Annotated in this window: 11 protein-coding genes; 6 read left to right on the top strand and 5 right to left on the bottom strand. The window is 59.6% G+C overall.

The window, feature by feature from the left end; all coding sequences use genetic code 11:
* Nucleotides 1–532: 532 nt before the first annotated feature.
* Both OC445_RS25905 and OC445_RS25900 read right to left on the bottom strand, forming a co-directional pair.
* Complete coding sequence (locus OC445_RS25905; RefSeq protein WP_034126450.1) at nt 533–1,186, bottom strand: DsbA family oxidoreductase; 654 nt, start codon at nt 1,184–1,186, stop codon at nt 533–535.
* Between the two features lie 58 nt (nt 1,187–1,244).
* On the bottom strand, nt 1,245–2,264 hold the full coding sequence (locus tag OC445_RS25900) for an alpha/beta fold hydrolase (protein ID WP_034126527.1): 1,020 nt from the start codon (nt 2,262–2,264) through the stop codon (nt 1,245–1,247).
* A 182-nt stretch (nt 2,265–2,446) separates the two neighbouring features.
* On the opposite strand from OC445_RS25900, the gene metR reads away from it, so the two are divergent.
* Nucleotides 2,447–3,364 carry a transcriptional regulator MetR gene (gene metR / locus OC445_RS25895; RefSeq protein ID WP_054897703.1) on the top strand — a complete coding sequence of 306 codons (918 nt, stop codon included), beginning with the start codon at nt 2,447–2,449 and terminating at the stop codon, nt 3,362–3,364.
* A gap of 132 nt (nt 3,365–3,496) precedes the next feature.
* On the opposite strand, the gene OC445_RS25890 is transcribed toward metR, so the two are convergent.
* Nucleotides 3,497–3,997 carry a GNAT family N-acetyltransferase gene (locus OC445_RS25890; protein WP_054897702.1) on the bottom strand — a complete coding sequence of 167 codons (501 nt, stop codon included), beginning with the start codon at nt 3,995–3,997 and terminating at the stop codon, nt 3,497–3,499.
* The gene (locus OC445_RS25885; RefSeq protein WP_034126447.1) at nt 3,994–4,404 is read right to left on the bottom strand and encodes an NUDIX hydrolase; all 411 of its coding nucleotides are present in this window, start codon (nt 4,402–4,404) and stop codon (nt 3,994–3,996) included. The genes OC445_RS25890 and OC445_RS25885 overlap by 4 nt, the downstream gene beginning before the upstream one ends.
* A gap of 197 nt (nt 4,405–4,601) precedes the next feature.
* Between OC445_RS25885 and OC445_RS25880 the strand changes: the two genes are divergently transcribed.
* The gene (locus OC445_RS25880; protein ID WP_198791341.1) at nt 4,602–8,783 is read left to right on the top strand and encodes a hypothetical protein; all 4,182 of its coding nucleotides are present in this window, start codon (nt 4,602–4,604) and stop codon (nt 8,781–8,783) included.
* On the opposite strand, the gene OC445_RS25875 is transcribed toward OC445_RS25880, so the two are convergent.
* Entirely contained in the window at nt 8,784–10,097 is a 1,314-nt protein-coding gene (locus tag OC445_RS25875; protein WP_054897699.1) for an HD domain-containing phosphohydrolase, read from the bottom strand.
* Nucleotides 10,098–10,296: 199 nt separating this feature from the next.
* On the opposite strand from OC445_RS25875, the gene OC445_RS25870 reads away from it, so the two are divergent.
* The 4 genes from OC445_RS25870 to OC445_RS25855 all read left to right on the top strand — a co-directional run bounded on the left by OC445_RS25870 (nt 10,297) and on the right by OC445_RS25855 (nt 16,361).
* Entirely contained in the window at nt 10,297–12,171 is a 1,875-nt protein-coding gene (locus tag OC445_RS25870; protein WP_262020430.1) for a putative bifunctional diguanylate cyclase/phosphodiesterase, read from the top strand.
* Nucleotides 12,172–12,238: 67 nt separating this feature from the next.
* Nucleotides 12,239–13,171 (top strand): cytochrome-c peroxidase, encoded by a 933-nt coding sequence (locus OC445_RS25865; protein ID WP_373456462.1) that lies wholly within the window; start codon nt 12,239–12,241, stop codon nt 13,169–13,171.
* Nucleotides 13,168–14,985: a DAHL domain-containing protein gene (locus OC445_RS25860; protein WP_034126442.1), complete on the top strand. Its 1,818-nt coding sequence runs from the start codon at nt 13,168–13,170 to the stop codon at nt 14,983–14,985. Before OC445_RS25865 ends, OC445_RS25860 begins: the two co-directional genes overlap by 4 nt.
* On the top strand, nt 14,982–16,361 hold the full coding sequence (locus OC445_RS25855) for an ATP-binding protein (protein WP_262020429.1): 1,380 nt from the start codon (nt 14,982–14,984) through the stop codon (nt 16,359–16,361). The genes OC445_RS25860 and OC445_RS25855 overlap by 4 nt, the downstream gene beginning before the upstream one ends.
* Nucleotides 16,362–16,366 lie beyond the last annotated feature (5 nt).

Here is a 16,366-nt window from a genome sequence, read left to right as displayed (position 1 = left end):
AATTCGTGGGTAACCCGGCAGGACGCCGGGTTAGCCGCCCCGCGCCATGGATGGCGCGTGGCGGCGGCCCACGGATTCAAGCCTGTGTTCGGGCACACCGAGCCCAAGCGAGGTGCCGAGTGGTGGGGCAAGAGCCCTTTGGTTACTTTGGGGCTCTTTTCCAAAGTGACCCGCCGTCAGGGCGGAACCCTAAGTGGCCGTTACCGCAGCAATGGATATGTACACGGTCCAACTGTGTCGCCTGCCAGGCCGCCTTCGCGAGCAAGCCCGCTCCCACAGTTTGATCGCGGGGTGACAGGTAGATAGGCGTTGGCTGGTAGGCCGTCTTCGCAGGCAAGCCAGCTCCCACATTTGGATCGTGGTGTGTCAGTTAGATCAGCGCCGGCTGTCAGTCCGTCACGGGAGCAAGCTCCCTCGCCACAGGTCCAGCGTCACACCAAAGCTGTGTAGATACCTATGCTGCGATGGCGGTGTTTCAGCCAACTCATTTGCAACTGACAGCCAGCTCCCACATTTTGCTGCATGCTCGGCCTCAGGATTTCGATTCGTTGATGATCTGGCGAATCGCGCCGACGAAGGCTTCCGCCGGTTGCCCACCGCTCACCGCATATTGGTCATTGAAGACAATGGTCGGCACCGAACTCACCCCACGAGAAACCCACAGCTGTTCCTGCTCGCGGACTTCGGCGGCGTATTCATCGCTGGCAAGAATCTCGGCGGCGCGCGCAATGTCCAGCCCTACGCTCTCGGCGATGATCGCCAGGGTCGCGTGGTCGGAAGGGTCCTGGCCATCGCTGAAATACGCCTTGAACAGCGCTTCCTTGAGGTTGTATTGCAAACCTTCCAACCCGGCCCAATGCAACAGGCGGTGCGCGTCGAAGGTGTTGTAGATACGGCTCTGGCCGTCGGTGCGGAACGCAAAGCCCAATGCGGCGCCCATGTCGCGGATACGCGCACGATTAGCCTGGGACTCTTCAGCCGTGGAGCCGTATTTTTCAGTGATGTGCTCGACGATGTTCTGACCGATGGCGGGCATGTTCGGGTTCAGTTCGAACGGCTGGAAATGAATCTCGGCCTGCACTTCGCTGCCGAGCTGGTCGAGGGCTTCGGTCAGGCCGCGCAGGCCGATGATGCACCAGGGGCAGGATACGTCGCTGACGAAATCGATTTTCAGGGGAGTACTCATGGTGGGCAACCTCGCGTGCAGTCATGCGCATACATAAAGGTTGCACGATACACCACCTTCACAGCACCTTCGAAGGCTCGCTCAAATCGATCTGCGCCCAGTGCGCGGCATCCTGGCGATGGGCTTGCAGGTAGGGCAACACCGCCGCCAGCAAGGGCGCCTTGAACGCTTCCTGAAAACGGTGGGCCAGGCCGGGAATCAATTTCAACTGGCTGCCCTGGATATGCGCGGCCAGGTGCACGCCGTGCATCACCGGCAGCAAAGGGTCGGCGGTGCCGTGGACGACCAACGCCGGCACGCGCAGTTGGTTGAGCAAGGGCACACGGCTTGGCTCGGCCAGGATTGCCATGATCTGGCGCTTCACGCCTTCGGGGTTGAAGGCGCGGTCATAGGACAGCGCCGCCTGGTGCAGCAACGCCTGGCGATCGTCCTTGATATCCGGGCTGCCCAACGCCGCGAGCAAATCCGCCTGTTGCTCCAGCGCCACCTCACGATTGGGCGCGCTGCGCCGCGAGAGCAATTGCACCAGCGCCGCGTTCGGCGCGGGCAAGCCCTCGGCGCCGGAGCTGGTCATGATCAGGGTCAGGCTTTCCACGCGCTGTGGCGCCATGGCCGCCAGGTGTTGAGCGATCATGCCGCCCATGCTCGCGCCGAGTACGTGAAATTGCTGCACCTGCAGCGCGTCCATCAAGCCCAGGGCGTCGTCGGCCATGTCGGTCAACGTATAAGGCGCAGCCACCGGCAAGCCGAGCTTGTAGCGCAGCACTTCGAAGGTCAGGTTGGCGCTCGCCGGCGCCTGCCGCCAGGTGGACAGGCCGACGTCGCGGTTGTCGTAGCGAATCACCCGAAAGCCTTGTTCGCACAGGGCCACCACCACTTCGTCCGGCCAGTGAATCAACTGCCCGCCCAGGCCCATTACCAGCAGCAACGCAGGGTCGGACGCACGGCCGATACTTTGATAGGCGATGCTCACCTGAGCCAGGTCGACCGTTTGGGTCGGGACATTGACATCACATCGAGACGCCGCAAAAGACGGCAGGCCGAACAGTAGAGCGGCCACTAAAAACAACGCACGCATGAAAAACACCAAAACGCAGAACCCCAGTAGAGCGCGAGTCTGATGAAGTTTGTTCAAGCGCGCTGCCACAGTTCGATGACAGTTTGATGAAGAGCGCCCAGTGGTCATGGTCGACACGCCCCACAACATGAGACAAAATCAAGCATTCCGTATTCGTCGCAAATTTTCTTCATGGAGCGCCTGTGCTCGAAATCCGTCACTTGAAAACCCTGCACGCCTTGCGCGAAGCCGACAGCCTGGTGGAAGCCGCCGAACGCCTGCACCTGACCCAGTCCGCCCTCTCCCATCAGTTCAAGGAACTGGAAGAGCGCCTGGGCATGCCACTGTTCGTGCGCAAGACCAAACCGGTGCGCTTCACCAGCGCCGGCCTGCGCCTGCTGCAATTGGCCGACGCCACCCTGCCGTTGTTGCGCGGTGCCGAGCGCGATATTGCGCGGCTGGCCGGGGGTACCGCTGGGCGCTTGCACATGGCGATCGAATGCCACAGTTGTTTCCAGTGGCTGATGCCGACCATCGACCAGTTCCGCGATGCCTGGCCGGAAGTCGAGCTGGACCTGGCCTCGGGCTTTGCCTTCGCGCCGCTGCCGGCCCTGGCCCGTGGCGACCTGGACCTGGTGGTGACCTCCGACCCGCTGGAACTGCCGGGTATCACCTACGTGCCGCTGTTCACCTACGAAGCCATGCTGGCGGTGGCCAACCAGCACGCGTTGGCGAACAAGTCCTACATCGTGCCGGAAGACCTGCTGACAGAAACCCTGATCACCTACCCGGTGGAACGTGACCGCCTGGACATCTTCACCCGCTTCCTGGAACCGGCCGACGTTGAACCGACCCAGGTGCGGACTTCGGAGCTGACCGTGATGATGATGCAACTGGTGGCCAGCGGCCGTGGGGTGTGCGGTATGCCCCACTGGGCGCTGCATGAATACAGCTCACGCGGGTATGTGAAGGCCAAGCGGTTGGGTGAGAAGGGTTTGTTCGCCACCTTGTATGCGGGCATTCGTGCCGACATGCTGGATGCACCTTATATGCGCGACTTCTTGCTGACGGCCAAGGACACCTCGTTTTCCACCTTGGATGGCGTAAGCGCGGTGCGTTGAGCGGGCTCTGAGTGTGCGGGCGAGTGCCGATCGTTCCCACGCTCTGCGTGGGAATGCCGCCAAGGACGCTCTGCGTCCACGTGGTGACGCGGAGCGTCACGGGATGCGTGCCCACGCAGAGCGTTGGAACGATCAATGTAGCTCGCGCCACATGTGGATCTTGTCGAAGTATTCGACGCCTACCCGCACGGCCAGTGGCTCCAGGCCGTACTGAATGAAACCGCAGCGCTGGTAGAGCGCAAAGGCCGCGTCATTGCCGGCGGTGACGGTCAGCTGGATCAGTTTGAGGCGCGGGTGGCGGCGGGCTTCTTCCAGTGCGGCTTGCACCAGCTGCCGCCCCAGCCCTTGCTGTTGATAAGCCTCGGTCACGTACATGCCGAACAAGGTCACCTTGTGCCGCGCCTTTTCGCGAGGCTCGTAGGCCAGGCCAACGATGCCGGCCAGTCGCGCCCCATCAAAGCCGCCCAACAGGCAATCCAGCGGGCTGTCGAGACGCTTTTCCCACCAGCTCAATGGCATCGAGGCGCGCTCCGCGACACTGGACGTGAACGCTTGCGGGTACGCGCCATAGGCCTCGAGCATCAATGCCCGATAGGCTTGCGCATCGTCGGCGTCCAGCGGGCGAATCATCATGCGGTAGCCAGCGAATCACGATAGAACGGCAGGATCAAATCGCGCGTCAATGGCGCCAGATGCAAGTCACCTTCGCCCATGGGATCGATCCAGCACACCTCTTCAATCTCTGCTGCAGGGGTGACGGCGACGTCGACCTGCACCTTGAACAACTCCGCCTCTACGGTAAAACCCGGTTCGTTGGCCGCGGGTGCCGAGAACTGGCCAAGATAGACGGCTTGGCTCGGATCAACGCGCAGGTTCAGCTCCTCGTGCAACTCACGGACGAGCGCCTCGGCAGGTTGCTCGCCGGCGTCGATTTTGCCGCCCGGTTGCATGAAAGCCAGGGTATCGCGCTTGCGCACAAGCAGGGTTTGACCGTCGCCACGGACCAACAGCGCGGCTGCAATGCGGATAGTCTTGGACATGGAAGGCCCTCTCTGGGATTGAAAAGCGGCCAAGGATCCCACGCGCATTCTGCACACGCAACTCGCGAGTGCAGGGCGATTTTTTCCGACATACATACACCACAGGGTCCAGTTTCGGCCACCCTAAACTCGCAAACTCATATTCAGCAGGGCTCGCTGCACCTCGGTGCGCCGCGCTCTTTTATAAGAGTTTACTCATGCACAATTCATTGCCCACCCTCAAAGAATCATCCACTGACGAACCACAACCGCTGCCGGCCGACAGCACGTCAACCCCTACCGTGCAACCGATGACGCTTGCGGTCGTGCCGCCGGCTTCACTTTCTGCCGAAGAACAACTGGCTTACCTCACCCGTGAACTCGACAAACTCAATGCACAGACCTCTGAACTGGTAAGGCGACAGCCGAGTGTCGGCCGCGTGTACCAGCAGCAATTGGCCGAGATGTTTCCCGATGCACATCTGCCCATCAATCCCAACCAGATTTTTTATAGCCGCTATCGCGAAGACCAGGAAGGACAAAAGCACCTGCTGTCCTGCGAACCACTGGGCTCGCTGCTGGCCACCTTACGCGCGCCTGGCGCAGAGTCTTATCTGACCCAGGAGAGCGGCGCCTTCTACCGCGAATGCAACACCCTGGACACCGATAAAATCCTCTCTGCCAATGCCTCGACGACAACCCTGGCCGCCAGGCTGGAAATAGCCATCACGTTGAGCCTGAATACATTCTGGGGGGCTGGCGAGCCCTCCCAACCCAACACGGAGGAGCAATTGGTCGCGCTGCGACGACAAGTGCTGGCCCATCAACTGGCATTGCGCTCGGTGGACGGCACGTTGTCGGCGCATGCACGGACGCTGGCGCAGAACGTGCTCAAGTACCCAAGTGCTGCGGTACGTGAACAGGTGTTTACCGTCGACAACAGGCCCACGGTGTACCGACTGGCCCTGGAGAATGGCAGTGAATTCGCCGGCGCATTCATTCTGGCCCCCACAGGCATGACGCCTCTGACGGGCAAAGTGATGCTCTATAGCCCAAGCGAGGAGTTTGAGGAGTTTGAAAACCTGGCGCGTTTGAATGACACCGTCGCAGCCCGCATACAAGACGGCGCAGCGCCAGGCAAGCTGTTGATCGCAAGCCTGCCGACAGCCGCTCGTGCCGCGCTGAGCGGCTTGCCCGTACTGACGACGACCCCGTCCCAGATAGACGCTGACGTGATTGCTGACAGTGTCCGCGCATTGCGAGTCAGGCAACATTTCTCCGTTCGCGAAGCCTTGCGCAGGGAGACGTTGCCCTCCACAGGCGAGCTCGACCTGGCCGCAGACCTGACGCCACAGTGGGATGTCGCTAATGCTTTTATGGTGCGCAATCTACGCCTGTTGACGGCCGAACCCGCATGGTTGAAAACCTCCGGCGAGCAAGACCAGGCTCGGTACAGGCAACTGGAACAAGAACTGATCGACAGCAATGAGGAACTCACACCTCATCTTGAGAGAATCTTGACACTGGAAGCGTTCTCCCAACAGGAGACCGACAAGGTGCTGAAAAAACAGAAACCTGTGTATGCCAACGTTGATATTGACCCTTATAGAAGCCTGGTTCACCTGCGCGTCACAACGTCCTCCCGGTCGGCCGAGATGACGGGGTATCGTAACGAGGAAGCCACCATTGTCTACATCAGCGAAGACCGCAAGATCAATATCCCGCAGTGCCTGCCAGGCAAAAAACTGATGTGGGGCACCTGGCGTACCCAAACCGTGGTGGATCTGCGCACACTGGGAAGTTATACCCAACGTAATGTCGACCCATGGTCGGTGCATGGCATACATAGAACGATCAGTGCCACCGCCAACATTATTGACACAGCCGGCAACCCTCACGGAAAACTTGGCAACGATGATTTGCGCGCACTCGCAACAGAAGCTGACATTGGCCAAAAATACGATACGTATCTGCGGTCAACCTTCTCGCTGAGCAGCGGGACAAGCAGCTTCGCTACAGTCTGGCAGCGCGCCAACGCGGCAAAAATGAATAAGGACGCGCTTGAGAACCGTCTCAACCCTGACGCAGCCAAACTGTTTACGTTCCAGACGCCAGGCAGTGGGTTTGACTGGATAAAAGCTGTCACTGAACACCCTGATTCAACCACCCGCCCCCGAGTCAGCGAATTCGAGATAGAGGTCAACCTGCTGGTATTGGGCGCCGCGCAAGAGAGGGGCCAAGGCGGGCAGGTCATGCATCGTGTCCTGGTCATTCATCGAAAAGGCACCAAGCCTGACGGGGTCAGTGTGCTGTATACCCCGGATGCACCAGATGGCGTTGCCTTCCGGGAGCTGACCAAGGGGCTGGTGGAGCTGGACACGCTGAAAGCAAAACCGGAATGGCAGGCCTATTTCACTTCCCAGATGGCCACTAAGGATACGAAAGAGATCACACGGATCTTCAACGATACGCGCAGTGTGTACCGCTATACCTTGACGCCGATAACCGGCAATTTCCACGCATACCTGTATTCGGCGCAACTGGGTTTTCAACTCGCGCACGCCGACTACCGTTCACGGAGCAATGCGCAAATTTTCCGCGAATCGGCAGTAAACGCCTTTATGTTCGGGGTGGAAACCGCCGATTTTCTGCTCGGGTTGATACCCGGCAAAACCGCCCTGTCGTTTTTGCGCCGAGCTATCAACCGCGGATTAGGCGTGGCCAAGCAGCTGGGGCGGCGCATTCCGGGGCTGGCCAGTAAAGTCGGTACGGACAGGAGCACCGCCATTGTACTGACGGGTGCCTCCCTCCGCCCGTTGGAACCCGCCTGGGTCAATGTGATGCCGTATCGGTTGCCTGAGCAAATAGAGCCGTTCTTTGACGTAGTGGAGTTTGCCAACACCCACCGATACAGACTGTCGCGCCAGTCGGGCCGCGCACCGTGTTTTTTTGATAAACACAATAACCAGTTCATCGCGATGCGCGACCCAACAGGCCGCTATCACCTGTATCAGTCCTATGTAGAAGACGGCGCACGCTATGTAAAAGACCCGGCAGGTCACCACGTGGACTTTATGGTCGTACCGGGAGACGCAAAGAGCTGGAAGCCCCGTTTCGAACGAGACGCTGTGGGCGGAGGTTCCGTTCTGGGTGCCCTGCGTCCTCTCACCCCTGAACAGCAAGTGGATGCGGACCTGATCGCGGCGATGCGGCTTTTTGCAACAGAAGGGGAAATGCGGGATTTCGTGCGCGTCATAGAACAAACCGACGCTTCCCTGAAGCTCGATTTGATCACTCGCGCCCGACAACAGCTTGGCACCCTGGATGAAGATGAATTTCGCCGCTGGATGTCGAACTCGAAAAGCTTGAGCCGAGCCAATCAAGAGAGATTACGTAGTTCCCTGTTAAACCTGCGGCTCGAACTGGCCACCGTTGAACATATACACCTGTCGACACAACATTTTGCGCAACCCCTGTCTGCGCGGGACAAGGAAGAACTGTTTAAAAAAGTCAAAAGGCTCATTGGCAAAAACGAGAACCTCGACAAACAAATCAGAACATCGATTGCCGTTGCCGACCCCGATACTGGCGCACAATTTGTCGGGTACGCCATCACCCACAAACACCAGCATGCGATGGATAAATTCGCAGCAAAATATGAACTTTATACTTGGCGGGATGCTGCACTGAAAGTGTTTGCATACAAGCCCGAACACCTCGTACGTATTAATCAACTCGCCTCAGATCTGGGAATTACACGCCAGGAGGCGATACGTCGATTCTTACTGCTGCCTGAGACAAAAAGCACCCTGGATGCCTTCATGACGGAGACCTTCAAGGCCAAACTCGCCAAGCTTAAAGTCACCTCCTTTTCAGAGGATTTCAAAAAATCCGGTATTCCCTATATCGCCCTATCCCGAGGCCAGCATGGGGCAGATACTGGCGTAGCGATGGTAGACAGTAGAGATGTCACAGCATTCGAAAAAGCCCTGCCCAAGTTTGCAACGCCTCTGGAGTTTGAAGTCCCCCGCGTTCAAACCCATAGAGTTGAAAGGCCAGCGCCGGCGCTGCCTGTCGGGCCGGAAGTCGTGCCCACTCGCGATCCGCACATCAACATCGTGAAGCTGGATGAACTGGCGCAAACCCAGAAAAAACTCCTGCCCACCCCCGCCACCGCCAAACTTGAGGAGATCACCCAGGATATCCAAGCCGGTCGCCTCAGCCGCAAGCGAATAGGCAACTTCACCTACGTCGATCTCCCCCAGGTGCAGCCCGGCACAGGCCGTGGTCTTTGGCGCGTGGCAATTGAACAAAACGGCAAAGAAGGTGGCAAAGATGTCTACATCATCAGGGGTATCTTTGATTACCACGCCAGCAAGCACGTAGCCTGGGGCGTATAACTACAGGAGGGGCGGCACCTCGTCCGGCGCCCTGATAAACACACTGTACTTGGCGCCCTCCATCGCCTCGAACGCGATCAGCTTGTCCACCAGCGGCAGGTTCAGCACCTTGCCGGCATTGAGCAATAACATGCCGTTGTCGGCATTGAGGTTGCGCGCCAGCACCATGCCGGCTTCCAGCTCACGGGTGGAGAGGACTTTTACCGTCGGATCACCCAGGGTCACATCGCTGAGGAAGGTCGCGCAGGCTTGCACGAAATCTTCCACCAACGCCGGGTCATACAGGCGCCCGGCGTACTTGCGGATATACAACAGCGCCTCGTCGCTGTTGAGGTGCCGCTCCAGGATCAGGCCTTTCTGCAATTCGATAAAGTCCACCGCCAGCTTCAGCAGCCGTGAACCGGGCGGGATCGCATCGCCCTTGAGGTGGTCGGGAAACCCCGTGCCGTCCCAACGTTCCTGGTGATGACGAATGATCCGCGCCGCGTCCTTCATCGGCTCAAGGGTCATCAGCAGCGACTCGCTCTGCCCCGGATACTCACGGTACAAGCCGCGGTCGGTGCTGTGCAGTTTGTCCGACGGTGCAACCATCATGCTGTCCGTCCAGCTCAACTTGCCGATGTTGTACAACGCGGCGGCCATGGTCAGGTCACGGGTGCTGGATTCGTCCATGGACTGGGCGGCGCAATACACCCGGATCAACTCGATCAACGCACGGTTGGTCTGTTTGTCCTTGGGCAAGCGCAGGTTGGCCAACAGCGAAAACACTTCGGTCCCGGTCACGTAGCTGCGCTTGAGCTCATCGTAGGCCAGGTCGAGCATGTCGGCGGTTTGTTGCAACTCGGCGGTACGCGCCGCCACGCGTTTTTCCAGGGTGGCGTTGAGCAGCTTGAGCTGTTCGGTCTGGTCTCGGGCCAGGCGTTCAAGGCGTTGGTGCTCGAGGGTTTGCTGCAACACCAGTTGCAACTCTTCGTCGTTCCAGGGTTTGCTGATGTAGCGGTGGATCTGCCCGTCGTTGATCGCCTTGATGATGGTGGTGAGGTCGGCGTAGCCGGTGAGCAGGATGCGGCTGGTGGCGGGATACAGGCGGTGGACCTCGGCCAGCAGCGTGGCGCCGTCCATGCCGGGCATGCGCGCATCGCTCATCACCAGATCGATAGGCCGGGTCGCCATGATCTCCAGCGCCTGGGCGCCGCTGGTGGCCAATACCACCTCATAGGGCTGGCCGCGCAACAGGCGGCGCAGGCTGTTAAGGATCGACTCTTCATCGTCGACCAGCAAAACAGCGGACTTCGTAGCGAGTTGTTCATCCATGGCGACTCTGCCTTCAAATTAAACGAAGTTAGGCTAAATTGAATCCGCGCAATACAAAGCGCGATTGATTTGACGCCAACTGGCCGTCGATATCAAGGGAACTCAACTATGCTGCACTGCATGCTCGCGCCCCGTTCAGTTGTAGAACCAGGGAAGGAATTGTCATGCCATCAAGCCTTTTGCACGTGCCGAGTGCGCCATGAGGACGGAATCGGGCCGGGCCAACCGGCGCATCCTGATCGTGGATGACACGGCTTCGATCCACCAGGATTTTCGCAAGATCCTCTGTGCCGACGAGCACGGCGAGCCCTCCCTCGACACCCTGGAGTCCACCCTCTTCGGCACCACCGCGCCGGCGCGCCAGGCGTTTGACCTGGATTCGGCCTACCAGGGCCAGGAAGCCTTGGCGCTGGTCAAGAAGGCCCTGGACGCCCACTCGCCCTACGCCATGGTGTTTATCGACATGCGCATGCCCCCAGGCTGGGACGGCCTGCACACCATCGAACAGCTATGGGAGGTGGACCCCAACCTGCAAATCGCGCTCTGCACGGCCTATTCCGACTATTCCTTCGAGGCCATCGAAGCGCGCCTGAAGTACAACGACCAACTGCTGATCCTGAAAAAGCCCTTCGACCACCTGGAAATCCGCCAGATGGCCAGCGCCCTGACCTGGAAATGGCAACTGGCCCAAGACGCGGCCCTCAAGGTGATCAGCCTGGAGCGCACCATCGAGGAACGCGTGCAGGATCTGCTCAAGGTCTCGCATTTATTGCAATACGACGCCCTGACGGAGTTGCCCAACAGCACGTTGCTGGGCGACCGCCTGACCCAGGCGATCGCCTTGGCCCGCAGGCACGACACGCAACTGGCGGTGATGTTTCTGGGGCTCGACCGCTTCAAGCGCATCAACAACGCCCTGGGCTATCCGGCCGGCGACGAGGTGCTTGCGCAGGTGAGCCTGAGCCTGGTGGCGGCGATACGGGCCTCGGACTCGGTGTTTCGTTATGGCTCTGACGAGTTCGTGGTGCTGCTTAACGATATCCAGCATCCCCAGCAAACCCAGCACATTGCGCAAAAAGTACTCAATGCTGTCAGCGCGACTCGCCATGTCGCGGGGCATGACCTGAGTGTGAGCGCCAGCCTGGGCATCAGTATTTACCCCGATGACAGCGACAATGCCGTGGGTTTGCTCAAGCACGCTGAAACCGCGATGCGCACCAGCAAAGAACGCGGCCCGGGGGATTTCAGCTTTTACACCGAAGACATGAACCTGCGCGCCCAGCACCAGCAAAACCTGGAAAGCGCGATCCGCCAGGCGCTGGACCGCGATGAGTTTGTGCTGCATTACCAACCCAAGCTGGCGCTGGAGTCCGGGCGCATCGTCGGTGCGGAAGCGCTGACCCGCTGGTTTCGACCGCAGTCGGGTTGGGTCAGCCCGGCGGAGTTCATTCCGGTCGCCGAAGACAGCGGCCTGATCGTGCGCCTGACTCAGTGGGTCCTGCGCCAAGCCTGCACACAAGCCCAAGCCTGGCGTGAGATGGGCCTGGCGCCCCTGCGCATGTCGGTGAACATCTCGGCGATCGACTTTCGCCAACGGGACTTCGTCGACAACCTGGCCGCCATCCTGAAAGAAACAGGCCTGCCGCCCACCCAACTGGAACTGGAAATCACCGAAAGCGTGCTGATGCAGAACGTCGACGAAACCGTGGAGACCCTGCAAAAGATCAAGGCCATGGGCATCCGCCTGGCCCTGGACGATTTCGGCACCGGCTACTCCAGCCTCAGCTACCTGCGGCGCTTTCCCATCGACGTGCTGAAGATCGACCAATCCTTCGTGCGCGGCCTGCGCATCAATAGCCAGGACGAACAACTGATCAGCGCTATCATCGGCATGGGCAAGAGCCTGGAGCTGAACATCATTGCCGAAGGTGTGGAAACCGTCGACCAATTGAATTTCCTCAAAGCCCAGCGGTGTGAGGAGGGCCAGGGCTTTCTGTTCAGCAAGGCGCTGCCTTCGAAAGATTTTGTGCAGCTGCTGCAAACGGATAGCGCGACACTGATGCCGGATCAATAAAATAAATAGCCCTGGGCCTGCAAGGAGTGCTCGCTTGAGCAATGTCGTAAACCACCGTTCCGGCCTGATGTTCGCGTTATGCCTGAGCACCGCATCGCTGTCAGCCGCACCGCTGGACGAAGCGCTCAAGCCCTTGCCGGCGGTTCCAGTACTGGACCCGGCCAAGGTTGAGTTGGGTCGCCAGTTGTTCAATGAGCCGCGCTTGTCGGTCAACAACACCTTGTCCTGCGCGAGCTGTCACCAACTGACCAGCGGCGGCGCCGACAACAAGCCATTCTCCATTGGCTTTGACGGCAAACCGGTGCAGATCAATACCCCTTCCGTATTCAATGCCAGCCTGAACTTCAAACAGTTCTGGAACGGTCGGGTGGACACGCTGCAGGCCCAGGTCGAGCAGGTGGTGATCAGCCCGGTGGAAATGGGCAGCGACTGGAATAGCGTGGTGCGCAACCTGTCCGCCCTGCCCGCCTACCAGAACGCGTTCAAACAGGCCTATCCCGATGGCGTCACCGCTTCCAATGTGCAAAACGCCCTGGCCACCTACGAGCGTACGCTGCTGACACCCAATTCGCGGTTTGACCAATACTTGCTGGGCAACACCGATATCCTGACCCGCCAGGAAAAATACGGCTACCAACGCTTCAAGGATTACGGCTGCATTGCCTGTCACCAGGGCGTGAACATTGGCGGCAATATGTTCCAGAAATTCGGCGTGATGGGCGATTACTTCAAGGCCCGCGGCAACCCGCTGGAATCGGACCTGGGGCGCTACCTGCTGACCCAGGATGAGGAAGACCGCCATGTGTTCAAGGTGCCCAGCCTGCGCAATGTGGCCGTCACAGCGCCGTACTTCCACGACGCCTCGGCCAAGACCCTTGAAGAGGCGGTTGACGTGATGTTCAAGTACCAGTTGGGGCGCAACCCGTCCCAGGAAGACAAGGACCTGATTATCCAGTTTCTCAAGACCCTGACCGGCGAATGGGCGGGCAAGCCGTTATGAGACCCTTGTCACGCCGACGCACCAGCCAAATCCTGCTAGGCCTCATCACCCTGTTCCTGGCCTCCACCCTGGTGTTTTTGTACCTCAAGTCTTCACGCGACCAGACAGCCACTTATACCCAGTCGCGCGACTTGATCCGCCAACTCCAGCAGCTCAATGCTCAGTGGGACAGCGAAGTACTCAAGGCCCGCATCGCGATCACCCACAACTACGACCCACTGGTCACACCGCTGACCGAGATGACCCGTATCGGGGCTGAACTGGAAAGCCGCGACACCTACCACAGCGCTGCCGACCTGCCCGGTTGGCAAGCCAGCCATGCGGCGTACCTGACGGCCATCGAGGAAAAAGCCCGGCTCGTCGACCAGTTCAAATCCCACAACGCAGTGCTGCGTAACTCATTGGCTTTTTTGCCGACGGCCGAAGACGACATCCAGGCCCAATTCAACAGCATGACCGACGAAGGCCGCCTGCAACTGCAAAGCGTGGCCACCGACACTTACGACCTGCTGCTCAGCAGCCTGGAGTTCGCCCAAGTCACCAGCGACGAACGTGCCGCCGATATCCTGGTGGGCCTGGGCAAGCTGGCCATCAACCAACAGAGCCTGCCCAGCGAGTTCCAGGCACCGGTGGAGATCCTCAGCAATCATATTTCGCTGATCCTGCGCGAACAGCCACTGGTCAACAGCCTGCTCGAGCGGATTGCCGCCGTGCCGGTGGCCGAACACCTCGATGACCTGACCACTCACCTCAATCAGGACCAGCAGGCTACGGACCTCATCGATCATCAGTACCATCGCTACCTGCTGATCTTCTCGACCTTGCTGGTGGTGCTGCTGCTTTACCTGGCGGTGCGCCTGTTGCGCAGTTTCGCCGAGATCAACCGCGTCAACCGCGCGTTGCAGGCCGCCAACGAAACCCTGGAACAACGGGTGGAGCGGCGCACGCAACAGCTCAAGGATGCCCAGAGCGAGCTGATGAACAGCGCCCGCCAGGCCGGCATGGCGGAGATCGCCACCAACGTGCTGCACAACGTCGGTAACGTGCTCAACAGTGTGAACATCTCTGCCGACCTGGTCAGCCGCAAGCTGCGCAGCAGCAAGGCACTCGGCCTGGGCAAGGCCATGCAACTGATCAACGCTCACCAAGGCGACCTGGGCACCTTCCTTACCGAGGATGAAAAGGGCAAGTTGCTGCCGGGCTATCTGAACCAGTTGGTCGAAGCGATTGCCATCGAACAGCAAGGCATGAGCGATGAGCTGGCGCAGTTGAGCAAAAGCGTGGACCACATCAAGGACATCGTCTCGACCCAGCAATCCTATGCGGGTGCGTCTACCTTGCTGGAGCCGGTCAATATCAGCGCCTTGATGGACGACGCCCTGCGCATGAACGCCGGCGCGCTGAGCCGTCACCATGTCACTGTTGTGAAGGCGTACGCCCCGGTGCCGGAGATCTTGGCGGACAAGCACAGGTTATTGCTGATCATGGTCAACCTGATCAGCAACGCCAAATACGCCATGGACAAACTGTCTGAGCGGCCACGGCAAATCACCCTGGCGGTGGAATCGGTAGGCGACGAGACCCTGAAGATCAGTGTGAAGGACGATGGCGAAGGCATACCGCCCGAGAACATGGCACGCATCTTCACCCACGGTTTTACCACCCGCAAGGAGGGCCACGGTTTCGGCCTGCACAGCTGCGCCCTGGCCGCCGTGGAAATGAACGGCCAGCTCAGCGCCCACAGCGACGGGCCGGGCCTTGGCGCCGTCTTCACCTTGACCATCCCCATGACACTTGCCGGAAGCAGCTCATGAACCAACCTCCCAACCGGCGCATCCTGCTGATCGATGACACACCGTCCATCCATGAGGATTTTCGCAAGATCCTGATGCCCGACGAAGCCTCAACCGAAGCGCTGGATGAAATGGAGTCGGCGTTGTTCGGCGACACCGCCAAACCTCAAGCCCAGGCATTCGAACTGCACGGCGCGTATGGCGGCGAGGAAGGCCTGGGCTTGCTGACCAGCGCCATGGCGCAACAGCGCCCCTATGCCTTGGCCTTCGTTGACATGCGCATGCCCCAGGGCTGGGACGGCGCCAAGACCATTGAAGAACTGTGGAAAGTCGCCCCCGACCTGCAAGTGGTGGTGTGCACCGCCTACTCGGACTATTCCTGGGATGACCTGTTGTTTCGCCTGCACGCCCACGACCGCCTGCTGATCCTGAAAAAGCCGTTCGACAACATTGAAGTCCAGCAAATGGCCAACACCCTGGCCAACAAATGGGACATGGCGCGCCGCGCTTCCGTGCAAACCTCGCAGCTGGAGCGGTTGGTGGAAGAGCGCACCCAAGCGCTGCAACTGGAAATTGAAGAGCGCAAGCACCTGGAAAGCCAACTGGTGCAGTCGGAAAAACTCGCCTCGCTGGGGCAACTCGCGGCCGGCGTCGCCCATGAGATCAACAACCCCGTGGGCTTTATTTCCTCCAACCTCAGCACCCTCGACAGTTACTTCAAGCAGCTGCAACAGATGCTCGATGCCTACCAGCGCAGCGAAGCGCACATCGGGGCGCCAGAACATCGCGAACCGCTCACGGCATTGCGCAACGAGCTGGACCTGGATTTTCTCAAGGACGACATTCCGATCCTGATCCGCGAATCCAAGGACGGCATCGGCCGTGTGGTGCAGATCGTCAAGGACCTGAAGAACTTTTCACGGGTGGATAACGACCAGACCTGGCAATTCGCGAACCTGCAGCAAGGCATCGATTCGACGCTGAACATCGTCGCCAGCGAACTCAAGTACAAGGCCGATGTGGTCAAGCACTACACGCCGCTGCCAGAAATCGAGTGCCTGGCTTCGCAACTCAACCAGGTGGTGATGAATCTGGTGATCAACGCCGCACAAGCCATGGGCCCTGAGCGCGGCACCATCACCATCAGCAACGGGGTGGACGGCGAGAACGTGTGGCTGGAAGTCGCAGACAACGGCTGTGGGATTGCCCCCGACACCGTGCAGAAGATTTTCGACCCGTTCTTCACCACCAAGCCTGTGGGCGAAGGTACCGGGCTGGGTTTGTCGTTGTCTTACGGGATCGTCAAGAAACACCGTGGCGATATCAGCGTCAGCAGTGAGGTGGGCAAGGGTACGAAGTTTCGGGTAGTGCTGCCGATTCGGCAGACGGCGGCGTAGGGCAC

It is taken from the genome of Pseudomonas sp. Pse35, assembly GCF_024519715.1.
In the GTDB taxonomy this organism is placed as follows: Bacteria; Pseudomonadota; Gammaproteobacteria; order Pseudomonadales; family Pseudomonadaceae; genus Aquipseudomonas; species Aquipseudomonas paracarnis.
The sequence above is the reverse complement of the archived record's forward strand: the minus strand, read 5'-3'. Positions and strand labels throughout refer to the sequence as shown.

What these genes read in the sequence shown, in the direction of transcription:
- OC445_RS25905 (WP_034126450.1), bottom strand. Translation starts at nt 1,186, where the DNA reads ATGAGTACTCCCCTGAAAATCGATTTCGTCAGCGACGTATCCTGCCCC.
- OC445_RS25900 (WP_034126527.1), bottom strand. Translation starts at nt 2,264, where the DNA reads ATGCGTGCGTTGTTTTTAGTGGCCGCTCTACTGTTCGGCCTGCCGTCT.
- OC445_RS25890 (WP_054897702.1), bottom strand. Translation starts at nt 3,997, where the DNA reads ATGATGATTCGCCCGCTGGACGCCGACGATGCGCAAGCCTATCGGGCA.
- OC445_RS25885 (WP_034126447.1), bottom strand. Translation starts at nt 4,404, where the DNA reads ATGTCCAAGACTATCCGCATTGCAGCCGCGCTGTTGGTCCGTGGCGAC.
- OC445_RS25880 (WP_198791341.1), top strand. Translation starts at nt 4,602, where the DNA reads ATGCACAATTCATTGCCCACCCTCAAAGAATCATCCACTGACGAACCA.
- OC445_RS25875 (WP_054897699.1), bottom strand. Translation starts at nt 10,097, where the DNA reads ATGGATGAACAACTCGCTACGAAGTCCGCTGTTTTGCTGGTCGACGAT.
- OC445_RS25870 (WP_262020430.1), top strand. Translation starts at nt 10,297, where the DNA reads ATGAGGACGGAATCGGGCCGGGCCAACCGGCGCATCCTGATCGTGGAT.
- OC445_RS25865 (WP_373456462.1), top strand. Translation starts at nt 12,239, where the DNA reads ATGTTCGCGTTATGCCTGAGCACCGCATCGCTGTCAGCCGCACCGCTG.
- OC445_RS25860 (WP_034126442.1), top strand. Translation starts at nt 13,168, where the DNA reads ATGAGACCCTTGTCACGCCGACGCACCAGCCAAATCCTGCTAGGCCTC.
- OC445_RS25855 (WP_262020429.1), top strand. Translation starts at nt 14,982, where the DNA reads ATGAACCAACCTCCCAACCGGCGCATCCTGCTGATCGATGACACACCG.